Genomic DNA, 14,974 nt, shown 5'->3' on the forward strand with positions numbered 1-14,974 from the left:
CACCTCTTATTGTCGGTTGGCCGCTACATCGCGACCGAGTGTGGGGCAGTCAGCCTTTGCCGACAGCCCCAGAGATACATCGTGCAGGGCTCAGGTGTTTTGCGGCACCTCGCCTCTCAACAGGCGGGCGTTGATGTCATCGATCACCGCTGGCAGATCGGCGATGGTGTCGATCAAGTAGTGTGGACGCGAGCCTTCCAGCATGCGGCCAATGCGAATGCGCTCCTGATCCAGCTTGTCCTGAGGCGTGTTCTTGTACTGCTCATACGTCATGCCAAGGGCATTGCCCGAACAGGTCAGTGCCACTGTCCACATGCCAGCGCTGCGGCCTTCCAGAATGCCAGGCCAGGTATCGTCGACCTTCACGCAGGCTGCTACATCGCTGATACCAAGCGCGATGACGTTGGCCAGTGACTGAGCCGGATAGGGGCGACCATTGGGCACTTCGTCGGTGGCTACGACGTGATCCGGCACGTAACCATTGTGCCGAGCCAGCTCCACGACCTTGGCCATCACTACCGCCGGATAGCCGGAGCAGGTGCCGATCTTCAGACCCTTTTCGCGCAACGCCGCAATGGCATCCAATGCACCGGGAATCAATGCAGAGTGCAGGCCGATCTTGGCTATCTGCAGCGGCATGAAACGCTCGTAGATGGCTGTCACGTCAGCATCGGTCGGAGTTCGATCAAACTTCGCGCGGTAACGCTCGGCAACGGCAGGCAGGTCGCAGAGCGTGCGGATGTGATCCCACTTACCCATGCCCATGGGCCCGCGCGCTTCCTCAAGGGAAACCTCGACGCCGAACTCGCCGAAGGCTTCAACGAAGATCTGCGTTGGGGCGAAAGAACCGAAGTCGACGACGGTACCTGCCCAGTCGAGAATCGCGGCTTGCAATTGAGTGGGCTGCTTGTAGTTCATGGTGTATCTCCAAACGAAGGATGAGTGAGGCCTGTCCTCCCCGTCGGCAGGGCAGGCTGGGTTATGAATTCGGTTGCAATCAGGTCGGTGGCGGTAAGCTGCTCTCGAACAGCTCGGCGATCATCGGTCGGTTACGACGTATGCCCAGGCAGCACAGGTGGTATTCGATATGAAACGGGTGGTCGACGAAGGTGATCGGCCGGGTGCCAGGCGTTTCTGCATACTCGACCGCCGACACGAAGCCGATGCCGATTCCTTGAGCAATGGCATGCACGATTGCCTCCCGGCTGTTGAGTTGCATCGCGCAGTCCAGCTCGATACCGGCTCGCTGACAGGCTTCCTCCACCAACTGCCTGGTGCGCGAGCCGCGTTCGCGCAAGACCACCCGTTCGCCGCGAATCTGCTCAATTCGAACCTGCTCCAGACCAGCCCACGGATGGTCATCGCGAACCACGCCGACAATCGGATAGCGCCGATAGAGCTGTGTGTGCAGGCGATGATCGAACTCCGAAAGCGCCAGGATCGCCACATCGATATCGAAGTTGTAGAGCCTTTCGAGCGTCTCGTGCTCTGAAGAAAAAGACGTTTCCAGCTCCACATCCGGGTATTGCTGCATCAGGGCGTAGGTAAGACTCATGGCGATGGGGGGAGATACCGCGCCAAGGCGCAGCATTCCTGCCTTACGCTGCCGAAAGCTCTGCAGTAATTGCATGGCCTCTTCTTCTTGGCCAAACACCCCCTGAGTGATCGCGTACAGCTGACGCCCAGCTGCGCTCATTTCGATGAACCGGCCGCGACGATGGAACAGCTCGACGGAGAACATGTTCTCCAATGCGCAGACCTGTTCGCTAACCGTCGGCTGCCCTACGCTCAGGTACTCAGCAGCAGATGTGAAGCTACCGGTTCTGGCCACCGCATGAAAGGAACGCAACCACTTGTGATACTGAAACATCGCTCTGTACTCCGGTTCTCAGCGCCGCACGAACAGGGCGACCAGCGCACTGCAGCCACAAGCGATGGCGACTACTACGAAGATCAACGAGGTATTACCAGTGCTGTCCAGTATTCCGCCAATCAGCGGTTCAGCGAGACCCGCGAACAGGTAGGAAGAGAAATTCATGATCCCGGTTGCGGTACCCGCGCGCTTGGCGCCGACCAAGTCCGGGCACAGCGCCCAGAAGCTGGATGCCGGGCCGTAAACAAAGAAACCGCAGAGGAACAGAGCGACCAGGCCAATGGTGCTGTGTGCCGGTAGACTCCACATCCACAAGCTGGTGGCTGCACCGAGAACCATGTATAGCATGATTGCCTTGTAACGCTTGGAGCCGAAAAGTTTATCCGAGACCCAGCCATTGCTTAGCGCGCCCACAGCCATGCCGACCGGCAGGGCCACCGTAATCCACTTGGGGTCGATCCAGCCGTCACCGCTTTTCCAGTCGGCACCTAGAAAGTGCACCGGCACCCAGACGATCAGGCCGTAGCGCGCGGCGTTCTGGAAGCCTAGCGAAACAGCCGCAATGATCAGGCGTGCGTTCTTCAAAACCGCCTTGTAGCGCTGCGCTGAGGTCTCTACTTCGTCGACAGAGGCCTCTTGCGAGACATCGTCCTTGTTTGCCACACCGGTATCGGTCAATGGCTCAAAACCGAGATCCTGCGGACGCTCTCGAGCAATGATGAAGAACAGAATCCCCCCTGCCAGCATTAGCAGTACTGGCAGACGAAAAATCCAGCGCCACTCCAATTGCAGTACTTCCAGTACTACTATCGAAGTGACGTAAGAGAGGATTGAGGCGCAGCCGGCTGCGAACACATAAAAGCCATACACCTTGCCGCGCTCATGAACGCCCCACCAGTTGGAAAGCAGCCGGCTGCCAGGCGCCCAGCCAAGCGCCTGAAAGTAGCCATTGAGCCCCCAAGGCAGAATTAGGCTCATAAAGCCTGTGGCAAAACTGGTTATCCAGTTCGCGCCACAGGACAGGACGGCCCCGAGGCTCATGATGCGACGGCCGCCAAACTTATCCGCAAGGTTACCGTTGATAGCCTGGCCAATGGCATAGGCCCAGAGCATGGCGGCGGAGATCCAGCCAAGCGTCTCCTTGGTCAGCCCAAACTCGGCCTGCATGCCAGGTATGGCGAACCCAAAGGTTTGCCGACCGGTATAAAAAAACAGGTAGCAGAACATTGCCGCCAGCAACATTCGCCACTGAGCGACGCGAAAGGATGGGTTGGCGGGCACAGCGAGACCAGACAGAGAATGCTCACGATTCATCATATTTTCCTTCTTGTTACGCTTCCTCCAACCAGGCTGTTGAAGGAACGGCACTCTTATTCGGTGCAACAGGAAACAGGCGGCCTTAACAACCGCCCACGTTGAGTAGGCGGTGTATCAGGCGGCACGCGAGCCGATGAAATTTTTACCGCGAGCGCCTTGCATGGCAAAGAGGATCATCTCCTGCGCTTCGGCCTCCGTCACCCCGTAGTCGGTGAACTCGGTCTTTACGCCAAGGCGGTGGAGGAAACTGCGCAAGCGCGCTTGAGCCTCGGCGAGATCAGGCCCGAACACACGCTGTAGTGTCTGATCCCGAACCGCATCTCGCCCCCAAGCCAGGCCCAGCACGTAGGGCAAGGTGAAGGAGCATGCGATGCCGTGTGGCAGGCCGTGGCGTAGAGTCATTTCATAGGAAATGGAATGAGCCAGCGCGGTTTTGGTATTGGAGAAGGCCATCCCGGCCTTGAGTGCCGCCAGCGCCATGCGCGCACGTAGTTCGCGGCTTCCCAGGTTTTCGCGCAGCTCTGGCAGGCATTCGAGAATATCTTCAATCGCGGAAATCGCGAAGGTGTCGGAGATCGGATTGGCATTGACGTTCCAAATCGATTCCAGCGCATGTGACAGTGCATCGAGCCCGGTAGATACCGTCACGCCGGCTGGGACTGTAAGCATGAGATCAGGATCGATGATTGCCGCTTTGGGCCAGGTGCACTCCAGATGCAGCGAATACTTTTTTTGCTGCCCCGCGTCCCAAATGGTCGCCCATGGCGTCACTTCACTACCGGTGCCTGCGGTCGTAGGCGCTGCGATTAGCGCCTTGCAGCGCGCAGGTGTGAAAGGTTTGCCACTGCCGAGCAGCGTCAACAGCTCATCAAAACGCCCGGACGCCGTGCCGACGATCAGTGCTTTAGCGGTGTCGATGGCACTGCCGCCACCGACCGCAAGCACCGTTTCGCAGCTGCCAGCCTGCGCCCAGAAACGCTCGTATGTCGCACTCAGTTGTGCGACATCCGGGTTAGGCTGCACGTCTTCCACCACATGAATCAGACGCTCGCCCAACAGCGCCTGGATCTTGTCTATCACACCCAGACCGCGCGCCTCGGGGAAAGTCACCAGGGCGACCGTCTGGCCTTCGGTGAGCGCTGCGATCTGGCTCAGGCTGCCACTACCAAAATAGGTAGCAACTGGATTGTGGAAGTGGGCAGGCATGGCAGTTCCTTTATTGTTGTTTGAATGTGGGGCCATGTTCGCCGCCAGGCTAATTCGGCTCAAATCGATTGATTCGAGCTCCGCATCGGCTGAGCCGATATCATTTGTCGTAGAGAAGACGTGCGTCACCGCTGCGATGCTCCGCTCGATTAGGTTGTGTGTAGTTGCCTGGAGAGACCGCGCTGGTTAACACAGCCTTGTGGAGTAGCTGCCGGAAGGCTGCTCAGTGCCTACCGTTTTGTTGAATCGAGGCGCGCAGTCGATTCGAAATCATGTCGGCGGCAATCACCATCAGCGTGATCACGATGATGCAGGTGGCCGTTTCCTGATATTTGAACAGTTTGATGCTACTGACCAATTCGAAGCCGAGACCGCCCGCACCGACCATGCCGAGCACGGTTGCCGAGCGCAGGTTGACCTCGAAGCGGTAGAGGATCACGGCAATCCAGGCCGTGATGACTTGCGGTAGCACACCAAACACGATCACTTGCAGAGGCCGAGCACCGGTGGCGCGAAGTGCCTCAAGGGGCCCCTGGTCTATCTCTTCGATGCTTTCAGCGAAGAACTTACCGAGCATGCCTACGCCATGTACTGCCAGCGCCAAAACACCGGGAAATGGCCCCAAGCCCACAGCGGACACGAAGACCAGAGCGAGGATCAGCTCGTTGATACTGCGAATGATGTTGAGCGCTTGCCGGGTGCCTTGGTACAGCCACCAGTTGCTCTGCAGATTGCGAGCAGCGAGAAAGGCCAGAGGTACAGCAAAGAGGATCCCCAGCAGCGTGCCCCAGATTGCGATCTGCAAGGTTTCTAAGGCCGGTGCGATCAACTTGGGCAAGATATCCAGATTTGGCGGCACCGAACGCGAGAGAAAATCGCCGATTTGCGGAAGGCCTGACGCCAATTCGCCCCAACTGAGCTGAGCGCCATTTGCACTCCAGTGCAATACGACCACCAGTATCAATACCAGTGAGGCAGTTGAAGCCCAACCGCGCAGGCTGTCTGGAGTTTTTACCATCCAGCGGTAATTTTGGGTGCGCATGTCAGCCTCCCAGACCAGTGCTGTAACGCAGCTGCGAAGAGCATTCGGCGTCGACCGGGTTGTCTTCGTTCGCGCCGGGATAGATGCGATGCAGCGTAGGCTGGTCGAGACCATCCGCGTCGCCGTCGTAAACCAGACGACCATGTGCCAGACCGATGATGCGATCGCCAAACTCGCGAGCGAAGTCCACCTGATGCAGGTTGCAAACCACGGTAATTCCCAGATCCCGACTGGCATCACGCAGGTATTGCATGACCAGGCGCGCAGTCTTCGGATCAAGGCTCGCAACAGGCTCGTCGGCGAGGATAACCTTGGGCTGCTGAGCCAGCGCGCGCGCGATACCGACCCGTTGCATTTGCCCGCCGGAAAGAGAGTCAGTGCGGGCTTCAGCCTTGTGCATCAGCTCTACCCGGCGCAAACACTGGTGCGCCAACTCCACATCGGCTCGGCTGAAAAGCTGCAAAACCGAGGCCAGTGTCGACAGCGATCCCAGGCGCCCAGTAAGCACGTTCTTCAACACCGAGAGGCGAGGTACCACATTGTGGTGCTGGAAAATCATCGCCACCTGGCGGCGTAGGGCACGCTCATCACGCGCTTGCATGGCATCGATTCCGGCGACCTGGAGCGTGCCGCCATCTGCATGAGCCAAGCGGTTCATGCAGCGCAGCAGCGTGGACTTGCCCGCGCCAGACTGGCCGAGCACCACGACGAACTCGCCAGCGCCGATCTGCAGATCGATGCCCCGCAGTACGGGGTTGTCCCCATAGCGCTTGGTAAGCTGGTGGACGCTGATCATTTCATTTTGCTCAGGTCGAGATCGAGCGCCTTGGCGGTGTCGCGAACCACGTCGTAGGCGCTGTCACTGGTCGGTTGAAAGCCGTTGAGCATGCCCTGATCCCCCCAGGGAATGTCCTTGACCTCGGCGAGTGCTGCAGCCAGCTTCTGCTTCAGCGCCGGATCCAGATCCTTGCGCCAGACCATCGGCGACTCGGGGATATCTGAAGAGCTCCATACGACGCGCAATTCGTCCTGTTTGACCTGGCCCTGCGCCGTGGCGGTGGCAAGAATACGGTCGGCCACAGCCGCCGCATCCACCTTTCGATTGGCCACCGCCAGGATGCTGGCATCGTGTGAGCCCGAGAAAATCACCCGTGAAAACAGTTCATCTGGCTGATAACCGGCCTGCTCGATACCTGCTTTGGGGAAGAGATGACCAGAGGCAGAGCTTGGATCGACGAAGGCGAACGTATGGCCTTTTAGATCTGCCAGCGATTGGATGTCGCTGCCAGAGCGCGTCACGACAACACTGCGATACGCGCTCTTCCCAGTTTTCTTCGTCACTGCAACGGCGAAAGCCTCAACATCGGCTACCTTGCTCGCGAGCACGTAAGAGAACGGCCCCAGATAAGCGACGTCGAGTTTCTTCGAGCGCAAAGCCTCGATCACACCGTTGTAATCGGTCGCCACGAATGGTTTGACCGGCATACCCAGCTTGGCCTGCAGTTGATCAAGCACCTGCTGGCTGCTCTCGATCATCGACTGCGAGTCTTCGGAGGGGATGAGGCCGATCCTCAATGCCGTTTCGGCAAACACTTCACTACTGACTAACAGCGGCAACGACACACTGACAGCGCAAAACAGCTTGCGGAGAGTTTTCATGGCATATCCGAGTTGTGGTTGGAATGCCGCCTACCCTAGTTTTGTAATGTGACCGTCATGCCATCGATTCAATATTGGTTTTCTCGCAAAACTATTGAAGGAATCTATAGTTGTCGAACAGTAAGCTACGTGCCTTCCTGGCAGTGGCACGCCAGGGCAGTTTTAGCGCGGGTGCACGATCACTCGGACTCAGCCAGCCGACCGTAACGACGCAGATACTGGCTTTAGAAAGGCTGCATAATCTCGAACTGTTTCACCGCCGTGGTCGCCGTGCCGAACTGTCGACGGTTGGCCGGCAGCTACTGCCAATCGCGCAGCAACTGATGGCTCTTGAAGCGGAAGCACACGGGCTATTACGAGACTCAGGTGCGTTGGTCAGAGGGCAACTGCGTCTGGGTGCAGTTGGGCCGTTTCACGTTATCGAGATGGTCGATGCCTATCGTCGAGATTACCCCCAGGTCGAGTTGTCTATTCGCGTGGGTAACTCAGCGTCGGTGTTAGCTGACCTGGAGAACTACGTGACGGATATCGGGGTATTGGCTGGCCTGCATGAGGATCCAGCTTTCCACTCGACGTTGTATGCCCGTCATCGCATCATCGTATTCGCCCATCATGAACATCCCTTGGCTCAGCACGACACGGTGCGAATAGAAGAGCTGCAGGGCCAGCCAATGTTACGACGCGAGCAAGGTTCGACCACTCGCCTGGCGTTTGAGCAGGCGCTGGCCGAGCGCGAAGTGACGCCGCGCATGATCATGGAAATTGGCAGCCGTGAGGCACTGCGCGAGGCGGTGGCGCGAGGTATTGGATTGGGCGTAGTGTCAGAAGCCGAGTACATCCCAGGCCCCAACCTCAAGGCTATACGCCTGGAAGGCGACCCAGTGCACACCGAGACATATCTGTATTGCTTAGCCGAGCGCCGCAGTCAAGTAATCGAGACATTCCTGGCCTGTGCAGATCAGGCCCGCCTCAGGCGCCCCAACGATTTGCTTTAGCGGCGCCAGTAGGTACGCTTCGGCGGTGGTTACAGGCGGGCAATTCATCAAACTTAGCTTCGCCAGCCAATTTGTTGACCGGTGCATCACTGGGCATATTGGCTCGGCTCGTATAGCACAAGCCTGCTAATCAATACGTTCGGCACTCTACTGGTGAACGGTAAGCAGAAGGTCAATGTGATTGTCGTAGACTTCGACTTCATACGCTGCCTGCTCAACGCCCTCATCTTTGCATAGTCTCGACAGCGCTTTTCGAGTTCGCGTTGCCTAAGCTCAGCTCGACGGGATGCTGCCTGCATTGAACGCAGTGTGCCTTTCCAGACCATGAAGAGCCCTCTCCACTGCTAGTTTTTGATGGCAATCATCTTGGTATCGCGCATTCAGGTTGTCTAGCAAACTTCAAAAACGCCCCTTCTTATAAACCAAAACGCCGCCGCCCATTACTGGGTCGGCGGCGTTTTCTGATCCCCGACGAAGAGAATCAGGCAGTCAACCGAGTCAGCGCCTCGCGGTATTTATCGGCGGTCTTCTGCGCGACATCGGCTGGCACGGCAGGGGCTGGCGGCTCCTTGTTCCAGCCGGTGGATTCCAGCCAGTTGCGCACGAACTGTTTGTCGAAGCTCGGCGGGTTGGTGCCTTCGGCGTAGCTGTCGGCTGGCCAGAAGCGGCTGGAGTCTGGAGTCAGCACTTCGTCCATCAAGGTCAGGGTGCCGTTTTCATCCAGGCCGAATTCGAACTTGGTGTCGGCGATGATGATGCCGCGGGTGGCCGCGTACTCCACCGCGGCCACGTACAGGGCGATGGAGGTGTCGCGCACTTTGGCGGCCAGTTCGGCGCCGATGATCGCTTCGCACTGGGCGAAGGAGATATTCTCGTCATGGTCGCCCACGGCGGCTTTGGTCGACGGGGTGAAGATCGGCTGCGGCAGCTTGGCGGCTTCCTTCAGGCCGGCGGGCAGCTGGATACCGCACACGGTGCCGCTCTTCTGATATTCCTTCCAGCCAGAACCGACGATGTAACCGCGCACGATGGCTTCCACGGCAACCGGCTTGAGTCGCTTGGCGACCACGGCACGGCCCTCGACCAGCGGCAGCTCGGCAGCCGGCACCACGTCTTCGACGCGATCACCGGTGAAGTGATTGGGCACCACGTGGGCCAGCTTGTCGAACCAGAAGTTGGAGATGGCGGTGAGAATCTTGCCCTTGTCCGGAATCGGCTGTTCGAGGATCACGTCGAAGGCCGACAGGCGATCGGTCGCGACCATCAGCATGCGTTTGTCATCAATCTCGTAGAGATCGCGGACTTTGCCCGAATAGATCTTTTTCAGGCTCAGGGAAGGTGTGGTCATATCGAGATTCCGCCTTGTCGCGTGAAAGTCGCGCCGCTCTTCGTCAAAGGTGACGACCGACGGCCGGGTAAGTAACAACAGCACCGGAGGGCATCTCTAAAAACTACCTGCGTTGTCATCGCTGCGTTAAAAACAGGCTCGTGTGCGAGTCCAATCAAATTGCTCATTTACCACTCGTAAACTCCGCTTTTTCGCCTATTTATGCCTTGCGCTGACTGCCTCGCCTACGTTTTTAGAGGCCCCAGTTGGCCTGCCTGTGAAAACAAAAGGCGAAACCCCTGGAGGTTTCGCCTATCGCCAACCACTCGCCCAAGGTTACTTAGCCGAGGTTTTCCTGAATCATGCCAAGTACACGACGTGCCACATCAGCAGGCGCAACGGTATTGAGGTCTTTCTCGACCGTTACCTGCACGGTGTCGCCAACGGCGGTCAAGCGAACCTGATAGCGCTCGGCGCGGGCCTCGATTTCGTCCTTGCTGTCCGAGCCACCAAACAGGCGGCTGAAGAAGCCAGGCTTCTCGTTGGCACGCTGCGGGCCTTCGGCCAGGTTGACGTAGTAAACACCCAGGGTACGGTTGATGTCGTCGACACGCAGTTCAGCCATGCGCAGCGAGCGGCCAACGCCGGACCAGGCGCGGTCGAAGTCGGTATTCAGGTTCAGTATGGGGTTGCCGTTACCGTCAGCGGACAAGCTCACACGGTTTGGTGCGTCGTAGTCACGACCGGCCAGCAGCGATACCGAACCGCCCTGCTCGACGCTGCGCGTCAGGCTGGTCTGCAGTTCATCAAGCAGTGCGGCGTCGAGGGTCTTGTTGACGCTGCGCTCGGTGAACGGCACTTCGGTGGTGCTGCCCGCGGGGCGCTGCGCAGTCACCACGAAGATCTCGCTGGTATTGCGCTGCACACCCGGCTCGAGGCGCACGTGCACACGGGTTTCAGCGTTGTTATCGAGACCGGCAACGCGGCCGCTCAAACGACTCTGCATGCTGCTGGACAGCGCGTCGAAACGCTTCCAATCGGTGCTGAATTCACCGGTCTGCGGGCGCTCGTCGACGATACGGAAACCGCCATCCTCGAAGAATTGACGGGCACCCGGCCAGACTTCAGCTGGAACACGCTGAGCGACCAGCCAGCTGGAGTCACCGCTGTTCTGCAGGCTGAACTCGCTGACGTTCTCGCTGACAGCGAGTGCTTGCGGACGCGGTACGTCGTACTCGCCCTGCACGTCACTGTTGCGGATTTGATTGGGCACGGGCAGCAGTGGATCGAGGCGCTTGGCCTCGACATCGGCCGGCAGTTGCATCGGCGCAGTCTGCCGTGCGGTCAGGTAATCGCTACCGCGATCACGGAAGTAGCCATTTTCGCCCCAGACCCAGCCACAGCCACTGGTGCTGGTGATGATCAGAGCAAGTGCGGAAAGTCCGGCCAGTCGCTTCATGCGTCGTAATTCCTCGATTAGACCAATACACCGGACTGGCGCAGGGCCTGACGCAGCGGTTCGTGACAACGGGGGCTCAGCCAGGTCAGCGGCAAGCGAATGCCGTCGGCCATCATGCCCATTTCGTTCAGCGCCCATTTCACCGGAATCGGGTTGGCTTCGATGAACAGGTTCTTGTGCAGGGGCATCAACCGATCATTGATCGCCCGCGCGATCGCCGCTTCACCGCGCATGGCAGCCGAGCACATGTCGCTCATCGCCCGCGGAGCCACGTTGGCCGTCACGGAGATGTTGCCCTTGCCGCCCAGCAGGATCAGCTCGACCGCTGTGGCGTCGTCGCCGGAGTAGAGCAGGAAATCCGCGCTGACCCGGTCAAGAATGTCACGGGCACGCTGCAGGTCGCCGGTGGCTTCCTTGATGCCGATGATGTTATCGACCTTCGACAGCCGCTCGACGGTTTCCGGCAGCATGTCGCAGGCGGTACGGCCCGGCACGTTGTAGAGAATCTGCGGAATGGCCACGGCTTCGGCGATATGGCGGAAGTGCAGGTACAGGCCTTCCTGAGTCGGCTTGTTGTAGTACGGCGTGACCAGCAGGCAGGCATCGGCGCCAGCGCTCTTGGCGTTCTGGGTCAGTTCGACCGCTTCGCGAGTGGAGTTGGCACCCGTACCGGCGATTACCGGAATGCGCCCGCCGACCTGACCGACCACGCGGCGGATCACTTCGATGTGCTCATTGACATCGAGTGTCGCCGACTCACCGGTGGTGCCGACTGCCACGATGGCATTGGTGCCCTCTTGCAGGTGGAAATCCACCAGTTTGCTCAAGGCGTCCCAATCGAGATTACCCTGTGCATCCATGGGCGTGACCAGTGCCACCATACTGCCCGCAATCATGCAACCGCTCCTGCCGAAAAAGAGAGCCGTAATGGTACTGGCGCTACCAGCCTTGCACAAGCGAAGTAGCAGGCGGTGTGAGCGGCCGTGACTTCTGGCATTGAGTGCAATAATGCGGTTGGCGATAGCGGTATCTGGTCATTCCCCTGGCGGGCGCTTTTCGCTACCCTGCGTGTTTGTTTGGCACTGTCTATAGCGCCGAGCGCTCAACGTTTAGGAAGGCTGCATGTCCACCCCCCCAGTTCGCGAACAATTCCTCGTCATCAGTGCTCTCGGCACCAACGCCATGGAGCTGACCAACGTACTGTGCCGAGCCAGCCATGAAAACCGCTGCGCGGTCGTCAGCACGCGCCTGAGCCGTCATGGAGACTACAGCGCACTGGTGCTGCAAGTATCGGGCAACTGGGATGCGCTGGCACGCCTGGAGACGGGCCTGCCGGCACTTTCCAAGAAGCATGAGTTCACCGCCAACGTGATCCGCAGCGCCGCCTCGGAGGTGCGTCCTCAGGCACTGCCCTACGTGGCCTACATCAGCTCGGTGTACCGCCCGGACATCCTCAATGAACTGTGCCAGTTCTTCATCGACCACCAGGTCGAGTTGGAGGCCCTGACCTGCGACACCTACCAGGCTCCGCAGACCGGCGGCACCATGCTCAACGCCCAGTTGACCGTCACCCTCCCCGCCGGCACCCAGATCAGCTGGCTGCGCGATCAGTTCCTCGACTTCGCCGATGCACTGAACCTCGACGCACTAATCGAACCCTGGCGTCCCCAGAATCCATAAGGAGCGCTTCATGACTGTCGCTATCGACTCCCCGGTTGCAGATTTCAGCGCCACCGCCACCGGCGGCGAGTTCAACCTGGCCGCCTACAAGGGCAAGCAGTTGGTGATCTACTTCTATCCGAAGGACAACACCCCGGGCTGTACCACACAGGGTCAGGGCTTTCGGGATGGCCACGCGGCCTTCACTGCGGCCAACACGGTGGTCATCGGCGTATCGCGCGACAGCCTGAAGACTCACGAAAATTTCAAGGCCAAGCAGGGCTTCCCCTTCGAGCTGATTTCGGACAAGGACGAAAGCGTCTGCCAACTGTTCGACGTGATCAAGCTGAAGAAGCTCTACGGCAAGGAATACCTGGGCATCGACCGCAGCACTTTCCTGATCGACAAGAGCGGCGTGCTTCGCCAGGAATGGCGAGGTGTCAAGGTACCCGGCCATGTCGACGAAGTACTGGCCGCGGCCGAAGCCCTCAACAAAGCCTGATACATATGAAAATGCCGCTCTCGAGCGGCATTTTTCATTGCAGAACATTCAGCCCGGCATCACGCCTTGCGCAGCCAGTAACGGAACACCTCGCCCTCGGCCTCCTCATGCAGCAGCTCATGGCCAGCCAGCCGCGCGAATGCCCGAAAATCGCGCTGCGACCCGGCATCCGTGGCCAGCACCTTGAGCACGTCACCGCTGGCCAGGCCGTTGAGGGCCATCTTGGCCTTGAGCAAAGGCAGCGGACAATTCAAGCCACACGCATCCAGCTCGGCCTGATGCTCGCCCTGCCACACCGCACCATCCCCCATAACGCCCTCCGTTTTTCCAGGCCGACAGCATAACCCAAGGCCCGCCAACGCTGGTCAGGCAAGTGCCTCCCGGCTACAGTACGGCACTGATCCAACAAGAGCTCCATGCATGAATGTTCTGCGCCCTACCCTGCTGACGCTCGCCTGCTTGCTGGCACAACCAACGATGGCCAACGACCTGCCATCACTCGGCGACGCGAGCTCTGCCATGGTTTCTCCGCAACAGGAATATCAACTAGGCCGCGCCTGGCTGAGCATCGTTCGCGGCCAGGTCAGCCAGCTGTCGGACCCTCAGTTAAAGGACTTCGTTGAAAGCAGCGTCTACCGTCTGGCGGAAACCAGCCAGGTACAGGATCGGCGCCTCGAATTCGTCCTGCTCAACAGCCCACAGATCAACGCTTTCGCCGCGCCAGGCGGGATCATCGGCGTCAACGGCGGGCTGTTCCTCTATGCGCAGACCGAAGGTGAATACGCCTCGGTACTCGCTCACGAACTCGCTCACTTGTCGCAGCGCCACTTCGCCCGCGGCCTGGAAGCCCAGCAGCGCATGCAGTTGCCGGTCATGGCAGCGATGCTCGCCGGTATCGTCGCAGCCGCAGCAGGTGCCGGCGATGCCGGTATCGCCGCCATCGCGTCGACCCAGGCAGCGGCGATTCAGGAACAACGCCGATTTTCCCGGCAGAACGAGCAGGAGGCTGACCGTATCGGCCTGGTCAACCTGGAAAAGGCCGGCTACGACCCACGCTCGATGCCGAGCATGTTCGAGCGCCTGATGCGTCAGTACCGCTACGACCGCATGCCACCCGAATTCCTGCTGACTCACCCGGTTTCCGAATCGCGTATCGCCGATACCCGCAACCGCGCCGAGCAGTACCAGACTGGAGGCACCGAGGACAGCCTGCGCTACCAGCTGATGCGTGCACGCGTACAACTGACCTATGAAGAAACGCCGGGCATCGCTGCCAAGCGCTTCCGTGCCCAGCTCGATGAAAACCCCAACATGGACGCCGCCCGCTACGGCCTGACCATCGCCCTGATCAAGGGCAGCCAGTTCGATGAAGCACGCGATACGCTAGCGCCCTTGCTGCAAAAAGCCCCAGACGACGTCACCTACAACCTGGCGCAGATCAGCCTCGACTCGGCAGCCAACAGCCTCCCAGCGGCCGAGCAACGCATCAAGCGATTACTCGACCTGTACCCCGGCAATTACCCGCTGAACCAAGCGCGTATCGACTTGCTGCTCAAACAACGCAAAATCCCCGAGGCGGAGCAAGCACTCAATGATCTGCTCAAGCGCCGCGTGAAAGATCCGGACGTCTGGTATCAGGTGGCGGAAGTTCGCGGCCTTAGCGGCAACACCATCGGCCTGCATCAGGCCCGGGCCGAGTTCTTCGCGCTGGTAGGGGATTTCAACCAGGCCATCGAACAGCTCGACTTCGCCAAGCGCCGCGCCAGCAACAACTTCCAGCTGGCCTCACGCATCGACGCCCGCCAGAAAGAGCTGATCGAAGAAAAGCGCATGACGGAAGAAATGCTGCGCTGATCACGCCGCCTCAAGTTGCAGCGCCGGCGAATTCGGGGAGATTGCACATCGGCGTAAGCCACAAGCGCCTTACTTGACGCT

15 protein-coding genes are annotated in these 14,974 nt (G+C 59.3%); 4 read left to right on the top strand and 11 right to left on the bottom strand.

The window, feature by feature from the left end; all coding sequences use genetic code 11:
• Positions 1 to 90: 90 nt before the first annotated feature.
• The 7 genes from phnX to phnD form a co-directional block, all read right to left on the bottom strand.
• Positions 91 to 918, bottom strand: coding sequence for a phosphonoacetaldehyde hydrolase (phnX, locus tag ACZ0AI_RS10100; protein ID WP_179538340.1), 828 nt, complete (start codon positions 916 to 918; stop codon positions 91 to 93).
• A gap of 79 nt (positions 919 to 997) precedes the next feature.
• Entirely contained in the window at positions 998 to 1,870 is an 873-nt protein-coding gene (locus ACZ0AI_RS10105; RefSeq protein WP_463565635.1) for a LysR substrate-binding domain-containing protein, read from the bottom strand.
• An 18-nt stretch (positions 1,871 to 1,888) separates the two neighbouring features.
• Positions 1,889 to 3,187, bottom strand: coding sequence for an MFS transporter (locus ACZ0AI_RS10110; protein ID WP_179538342.1), 1,299 nt, complete (start codon positions 3,185 to 3,187; stop codon positions 1,889 to 1,891).
• Positions 3,188 to 3,304: 117 nt separating this feature from the next.
• Entirely contained in the window at positions 3,305 to 4,396 is a 1,092-nt protein-coding gene (gene psrA, locus ACZ0AI_RS10115) for an iron-containing alcohol dehydrogenase PsrA (RefSeq protein WP_463566090.1), read from the bottom strand.
• Positions 4,397 to 4,619: 223 nt separating this feature from the next.
• On the bottom strand, positions 4,620 to 5,438 hold the full coding sequence (gene phnE / locus ACZ0AI_RS10120) for a phosphonate ABC transporter, permease protein PhnE (protein WP_179538344.1): 819 nt from the start codon (positions 5,436 to 5,438) through the stop codon (positions 4,620 to 4,622).
• Position 5,439: 1 nt separating this feature from the next.
• The gene (gene phnC, locus ACZ0AI_RS10125; protein WP_179538345.1) at positions 5,440 to 6,234 is read right to left on the bottom strand and encodes a phosphonate ABC transporter ATP-binding protein; all 795 of its coding nucleotides are present in this window, start codon (positions 6,232 to 6,234) and stop codon (positions 5,440 to 5,442) included.
• Positions 6,231 to 7,097 carry a phosphonate ABC transporter substrate-binding protein gene (phnD, locus tag ACZ0AI_RS10130; RefSeq protein ID WP_463565636.1) on the bottom strand — a complete coding sequence of 289 codons (867 nt, stop codon included), beginning with the start codon at positions 7,095 to 7,097 and terminating at the stop codon, positions 6,231 to 6,233. The genes phnC and phnD overlap by 4 nt, the downstream gene beginning before the upstream one ends.
• A gap of 110 nt (positions 7,098 to 7,207) precedes the next feature.
• On the opposite strand from phnD, the gene ACZ0AI_RS10135 reads away from it, so the two are divergent.
• Positions 7,208 to 8,092, top strand: a complete 885-nt coding sequence (locus ACZ0AI_RS10135; protein WP_463565637.1) for a LysR substrate-binding domain-containing protein — start codon at positions 7,208 to 7,210, stop codon at positions 8,090 to 8,092.
• Between the two features lie 481 nt (positions 8,093 to 8,573).
• Here ACZ0AI_RS10135 and ACZ0AI_RS10140 read toward each other — a convergent pair whose 3' ends face one another.
• The 3 genes from ACZ0AI_RS10140 to dapA all read right to left on the bottom strand — a co-directional run bounded on the left by ACZ0AI_RS10140 (position 8,574) and on the right by dapA (position 11,774).
• Entirely contained in the window at positions 8,574 to 9,440 is an 867-nt protein-coding gene (locus ACZ0AI_RS10140; RefSeq protein ID WP_463565638.1) for a phosphoribosylaminoimidazolesuccinocarboxamide synthase, read from the bottom strand.
• 319 nt (positions 9,441 to 9,759) lie between these two features.
• Positions 9,760 to 10,878, bottom strand: a complete 1,119-nt coding sequence (bamC, locus tag ACZ0AI_RS10145; protein ID WP_463569994.1) for an outer membrane protein assembly factor BamC — start codon at positions 10,876 to 10,878, stop codon at positions 9,760 to 9,762.
• Positions 10,879 to 10,895: 17 nt separating this feature from the next.
• Positions 10,896 to 11,774 (bottom strand): 4-hydroxy-tetrahydrodipicolinate synthase, encoded by an 879-nt coding sequence (dapA, locus tag ACZ0AI_RS10150; protein ID WP_463565640.1) that lies wholly within the window; start codon positions 11,772 to 11,774, stop codon positions 10,896 to 10,898.
• Between the two features lie 226 nt (positions 11,775 to 12,000).
• On the opposite strand from dapA, the gene ACZ0AI_RS10155 reads away from it, so the two are divergent.
• Entirely contained in the window at positions 12,001 to 12,558 is a 558-nt protein-coding gene (locus ACZ0AI_RS10155) for a glycine cleavage system transcriptional repressor (RefSeq protein ID WP_463565641.1), read from the top strand.
• A gap of 10 nt (positions 12,559 to 12,568) precedes the next feature.
• Positions 12,569 to 13,039, top strand: a complete 471-nt coding sequence (locus ACZ0AI_RS10160; RefSeq protein WP_463565642.1) for a peroxiredoxin — start codon at positions 12,569 to 12,571, stop codon at positions 13,037 to 13,039.
• Positions 13,040 to 13,098: 59 nt separating this feature from the next.
• Here the strand turns inward: ACZ0AI_RS10160 and ACZ0AI_RS10165 are convergent, their stop codons facing one another.
• Positions 13,099 to 13,350 carry a sulfurtransferase TusA family protein gene (locus ACZ0AI_RS10165; protein ID WP_463565643.1) on the bottom strand — a complete coding sequence of 84 codons (252 nt, stop codon included), beginning with the start codon at positions 13,348 to 13,350 and terminating at the stop codon, positions 13,099 to 13,101.
• Positions 13,351 to 13,459: 109 nt separating this feature from the next.
• On the opposite strand from ACZ0AI_RS10165, the gene ACZ0AI_RS10170 reads away from it, so the two are divergent.
• On the top strand, positions 13,460 to 14,893 hold the full coding sequence (locus ACZ0AI_RS10170; protein ID WP_463565644.1) for a M48 family metallopeptidase: 1,434 nt from the start codon (positions 13,460 to 13,462) through the stop codon (positions 14,891 to 14,893).
• The last annotated feature ends 81 nt before the right edge of the window (positions 14,894 to 14,974 follow it).

The sequence above is a fragment of the Pseudomonas sp. AC355 genome (genome assembly GCF_979258205.1).

Excerpts from the sequence above, each read along its gene's own strand:
- phnD (WP_463565636.1), bottom strand. The coding sequence starts at position 7,097 with ATGAAAACTCTCCGCAAGCTGTTTTGCGCTGTCAGTGTGTCGTTGCCG.
- phnC (WP_179538345.1), bottom strand. The coding sequence starts at position 6,234 with ATGATCAGCGTCCACCAGCTTACCAAGCGCTATGGGGACAACCCCGTA.
- ACZ0AI_RS10155 (WP_463565641.1), top strand. The coding sequence starts at position 12,001 with ATGTCCACCCCCCCAGTTCGCGAACAATTCCTCGTCATCAGTGCTCTC.
- ACZ0AI_RS10170 (WP_463565644.1), top strand. The coding sequence starts at position 13,460 with ATGAATGTTCTGCGCCCTACCCTGCTGACGCTCGCCTGCTTGCTGGCA.
- phnX (WP_179538340.1), bottom strand. The coding sequence starts at position 918 with ATGAACTACAAGCAGCCCACTCAATTGCAAGCCGCGATTCTCGACTGG.
- psrA (WP_463566090.1), bottom strand. The coding sequence starts at position 4,396 with ATGCCTGCCCACTTCCACAATCCAGTTGCTACCTATTTTGGTAGTGGC.
- dapA (WP_463565640.1), bottom strand. The coding sequence starts at position 11,774 with ATGATTGCGGGCAGTATGGTGGCACTGGTCACGCCCATGGATGCACAG.
- ACZ0AI_RS10140 (WP_463565638.1), bottom strand. The coding sequence starts at position 9,440 with ATGACCACACCTTCCCTGAGCCTGAAAAAGATCTATTCGGGCAAAGTC.
- ACZ0AI_RS10160 (WP_463565642.1), top strand. The coding sequence starts at position 12,569 with ATGACTGTCGCTATCGACTCCCCGGTTGCAGATTTCAGCGCCACCGCC.
- ACZ0AI_RS10105 (WP_463565635.1), bottom strand. The coding sequence starts at position 1,870 with ATGTTTCAGTATCACAAGTGGTTGCGTTCCTTTCATGCGGTGGCCAGA.
- ACZ0AI_RS10165 (WP_463565643.1), bottom strand. The coding sequence starts at position 13,350 with ATGGGGGATGGTGCGGTGTGGCAGGGCGAGCATCAGGCCGAGCTGGAT.
- phnE (WP_179538344.1), bottom strand. The coding sequence starts at position 5,438 with ATGCGCACCCAAAATTACCGCTGGATGGTAAAAACTCCAGACAGCCTG.
- bamC (WP_463569994.1), bottom strand. The coding sequence starts at position 10,878 with ATGAAGCGACTGGCCGGACTTTCCGCACTTGCTCTGATCATCACCAGC.
- ACZ0AI_RS10110 (WP_179538342.1), bottom strand. The coding sequence starts at position 3,187 with ATGAATCGTGAGCATTCTCTGTCTGGTCTCGCTGTGCCCGCCAACCCA.